Source organism: Stenotrophomonas sp. VV52 (genome assembly GCF_002893095.1).
GTDB classification, from domain to species: domain Bacteria; phylum Pseudomonadota; class Gammaproteobacteria; order Xanthomonadales; family Xanthomonadaceae; genus Stenotrophomonas; species Stenotrophomonas aracearum.
The window spans coordinates 1-4506 of the sequence record NZ_PKQQ01000033.1 but is presented as its reverse complement, the minus strand read 5'-3'; the positions used below and the strand labels follow the sequence as shown (position 1 = coordinate 4506).

3 protein-coding genes are annotated in these 4506 nt (G+C 60.6%); all 3 read left to right on the top strand.

Annotation, left to right across the window (positions count from 1 at the left end; translation table 11 throughout):
* A partial coding sequence (locus tag C2U58_RS19690; RefSeq protein ID WP_172448201.1) for a hemagglutinin repeat-containing protein occupies window positions 1-3062 on the top strand: 3062 nt, incomplete at its 5' end.
* Window positions 3063-3073: 11 nt separating this feature from the next.
* Window positions 3074-3691 (top strand): hypothetical protein, encoded by a 618-nt coding sequence (locus tag C2U58_RS19685; RefSeq protein WP_102947328.1) that lies wholly within the window; start codon window positions 3074-3076, stop codon window positions 3689-3691.
* 409 nt (window positions 3692-4100) lie between these two features.
* Window positions 4101-4506: hemagglutinin repeat-containing protein (locus C2U58_RS19680; RefSeq protein ID WP_146033507.1), on the top strand; the 406-nt coding region annotated here is incomplete at its 3' end.

The following is a 4506-nucleotide window of genomic DNA, read 5'->3' as shown; positions in this document are numbered from 1 at the left end:
ACCTGAAGATTGGTGTGTTCGCGCGGGTCAAATCGCCGTTCATCGATCTGATCAACAATGTCGACGCCGCCCGCCAGTCGGACGGGCGACTGCAGGCGATGCAGGGCATGGCGGCCGGTGCAAGTGCGTACCAGGCTGCAAGCGCCATCGCGGCCAAGGCCGGCGACGGCTATGGCAGCGGGCTGCTGTTCCAAGCCGAGGCCGGCATCGGCTTCAAGTCCTCGAGCAGCAGCGCCGAAGGCAGTAGCACTGTCTCGCGCGGCTCCACCATCCAGGGCGGCGGCAACGTCAACCTGACCAGCACCAGCGGCGACATCCATATCGTCCAAGGCGCACTGAGCGCCGGCAACACGGTCGCGCTGGACTCGGCGCGGGACATACTGCTTGAAGCCGGAAAGGCGCACCTGCAGGACAAGAGCAAGAGCAACAACGCCGGTGCCGAAGTGGGCGTAGGTATCATGGTGGGTGCGCAGACGGGCTACTACGTCTACGCCGAAGCCAGCTCTGGCAGCAGCAAGTCCAACTCGGACAGCAGTACCTGGCAGAACACCACGCTGACCGGCCAGAACATCTCGCTCAAGGCCGAGGGCGACACGACGCTGCGCGGTGCCACCGCTACCGCAGACCGGATCGACGTCAAGACCGGCGGCACGCTCACCATCGAATCGCTGCAGGACATCGCAGAAAGCATGTCCAAGGACAGCCAAGTGGGCGGGCGCGTCCAAGTCGCAGTGGGTAACGCATGGGACGTAAGCGGCAACGCAAGCGCCAGCAAAGCCAATGGAAGTTATAAGGGCGTGGGCCAGCAGTCGGGCCTGTTCGCAGGTGACGGTGGGTACCACGTCGACGCGGGGGACGTGAATCTGGTGGGTGGCGCCATCGCCAGTACCAACGCCGCCAACAGTGAGCTGAGTGCGGAGACCTTCACCTTCACCGACCTCAAGAACGAGATGGACTACAGAGCCAGCTCGGCCAGCATCAGCGGGGGGTTCGGTTCGTCAGATGACGGCACAGGGCAGAGGGATGGTGCCGGCCAGCAGCTGTCTTCCATCAAGAACAGTGTCGCCAACGGCGAACTCGGCAGGCCCAACTACGCCGGCTTCAACGGCGGTGTACCCGCGACCGAAAGCGGCAGCGATAGCTCCACCACCTACGCAACCCTGACCGAAGGCAATATCACCATCGGTGGAAAGAAGGTCACCGCCGCCGAGCTGGGTGTGAACACCGACGCCAGCAAGGCGCATGAGGCTATCAGCACCTTGCCGGATCTTCAGAAGCTGGTACTGGAGCAGCAGGCGATGTCGTCTGCGATGGGCACGGTGGTGTCGACCAGCAAACAGATTGCCGGGGACGTCTTTGCCTACAAGAGCGAGCAAGCGGCAATCGCCTACCTTTCGGACCTGGAGGAGCGAGATCCGCAGGCCTATGCCAGGTACTCGGGCATGGACAACGCCGGCAAGGAGGCCTTCCTGTCTGAGCATAGCGCCGCCTACAACGATGCCAAGAAGTGGGGCACCGGAGGGGACTATGGTCGCGCACTGGAAGCAGTGACAACGGCCATCGTCGGCAGTGTTGCCGGGCAGGGCAGCGGGCAGGTGGCAGCCAATGCGCTGGCACCGTACGCAGCCGAGTTCATTGGCAGCAAGTTTGACCCCAATCATGGGAAGGATCCGAACGCCACGATGCAGTTGATCTCGCATGCGTTGCTGGGGGCACTGCTGGCTGAGGCTAATGGAGGAGCGGCGGCCAATGGTGCGTTGGCGGCTGCAGGGGGTGAGCTGGCCGCCAAGTATCTTGCCGATGCCCTCTACGGTACCGAGCCTGACAAGTTGGACGAACAGCAGAAGCAGAGCATTCTGGCATTGTCGCAGGCAGTGGGATCGCTCGCGGGTGCCGCGGCTGCGCAAGGGCTCGTTGGAGCAGCGCGGGGAGCTGCCATTGCGGGCAACTCGGTTGAGAACAATCGCCTTCTGAGAGCCGAAGAACTGGCTCGGATCAAGGATATGAGTAACGGAGACACAGCCAGGGAGGCTGAACTAACAGCAGCGGCATGTGCACTGATCAAGTGTTCAGCCGGATTCCCGGAAGGCAGCGCAGAGCGAGCTCAATGGGCGGCGATCGAGGCAATGGGATCCACCCCGGCCGCGCGAGAGGACCGCGAATGGTTGCAAGTCCAGGTACTGCCGGGATACGTCTACACCGCGGGCAATGGCATGGCCGTAAACACCAAGCTGTTTGAATACGACCTCCTGGATCCGTATTTCGATTGGAGTTCCAGGAACCAGGCTGGTACGCGAGCGCTGGGCGGTCTCCAAGCTTTAGGTGGAAGCCTCCAGGCTGCGGGTGGAGTTCTGCTACTGTCAACCTGTGAAACGGGCATTGGCTGCGTAGCTGCCGGATACACGATTGCTAGTGGATACGATAACGCCGCCGCTGGCGTTAACACCCTCATCAAGGGAAAGCCAACTGCGACCTTCGGCGCGCAGCTGTTCCAGTCGGAAAATATATCCCCGGAAGTGGCAGAGTTCATGTATGCCCTGACACAGGTCGGGGCCGCCGCCGGTGCAACGCTCAAGCCTTCGCTGATTCCAACACGAAGTGTAGTCACCAGTGAGAGTGGCCCACCGGCCACGCTGCTCCCGGAAGAGATTCTAGGCGATGGACTACCGAAGCTAACGGCGCAGGACGCCGCACGAAACATTCGATCGGGCGTTCTTCCAGGCCGCGAGATCGGAGGGCCGGGAACTCCAAGGACCATGCCGTCTACAGTGACTCCGACTGCTTCGGCCGAAGAGTTCGCGCTCAGTATTCTGGGCCGTGGACCCACTCCGGCAGAAATTGCAAAGGGAGAGAGAATGTTCGGCAACAACTGTCCAGGTTGCTGGATTGGCGAGGCTAGCGATGGAACCAACATCACGTACCGCCCTGCAGGGTCCTCAACCGGAAGTCTCCCAACAACCGCAACTGTAGAGGTTAAGAGTGCTACGATTCTGGCGACGACCGGAAAGAAGGTCGCCAAATTCAAGTTCCCCGCTCGTGGCGCCGCAGATGCAATCGACTAAGGTCCGACTCCATGAAGGCTGAAATCGCAGGGTTTGTGAATGAAACTTTGCAAATAATCGCCCTTGAAGACTACTCCGCACAGATATTCCTGATGGAGAGCGGTGACGCCAAGTTGGACTGGCAAGTAGCCGTGGACATGCTCTACAGGTGTGTCAGGTCTGAGCTGGTCAGTCTCCATCCGTATGGCGAAGGATTGGCGAACTTGAGTCGGGAAGCCTACTTCAAGCAAATGTCCAAGTCTGATCCAAGTACAGGCAGTGTTGAAAGCTGGGACATTGCCAAGGTGTGGGTCGGCACTTACGTCATTGGCACTGTCAAGTGCGTTGAACTGCTCGCATCGCATGGCTTGCTCAATCAGGAGGCTGCGCTGATGCTCGCGAAGGGCCTGCGCCAGCACGCCATCACTTCACCTGGGGCATACCCTGACCGAAATTTTGAAACTGCAGAAGACGCAATTGCTCGCGCGCATGTGTTGGAGGAATGTATTGAGATCTCGTCCAGAAGGGCGAGCTCTGGCTTGGCAGTGCAGGAGCGCAACTGCCGACTCTCTCGTGAGCTAGAGCAGATCTTTGAGTCCTATGGCGTTCCAGTGACCGACGTGGCTCTTTTTCCAGTCTGTAGTGCGTAAGACCTCAGGTGGCCGAAGTGGGTCGATTCAAGCAAATCCCAAATCCGTGAGATCAAGCGGGATCCAATGTAAAATTTCGGCTGAAACAGCATGCGGAGAATGCTCAAGAACCCATTAGTCCCAGCGACGCCACTCGATCGTAACGCGGAGCAATCAGGGCGAATAAATCTCTGCAGACAGCCCTTTGGGATGCATCCCGAGGGCTTGTAGCGGTTCCGAGAGGTGATGATGGATTGGCGAGATGGATGTTGGAGCACTCTGACAGTGCAAGTACTGTTCTGACAATTACTTGGCTCGCTTCTTGCTGCTCTTAAGCGGATTGAGTCTCCACGCCTGCTGAAATAGGCAGAGGCATTTCGGTGACTGCGCGGACCGTTGTTTACGTCTACGCCAAGGCCGCGGCTTCTCCATGCGTGTCACCTACGACCCGACCAAGGCCTACCGCAGCGCCCGCGACTCCACCACCGACGGCATGGCCGACAGTGGCTCGATCATGGGCGACATCACCCGCAACGCCGAGGGCACCGCCTCGGGCGTGCGCGCGGCCACCACCGCGGTGGTGGTCACCGTCGGCAGCCAGCGCTCCAGTGGCAACCAGACCCACTCCACCAGCGACGCCCGCGTGGCCCAGCTGAGCGCGGGCGGCGACATGACCCTGATCGCCAACGGCGGCTCCATCACCAGCCAGGGCGCCCAGCTCTCGGCCGAAGGTGACGCCCTGCTGCTGGCCATCAAGGACATCGTGTTCGACGTGGCGCACAACACCGAGTCCAGCACCAGCGATAGCAGCGGCAAGGGCTGGGGCTTCGCCAACA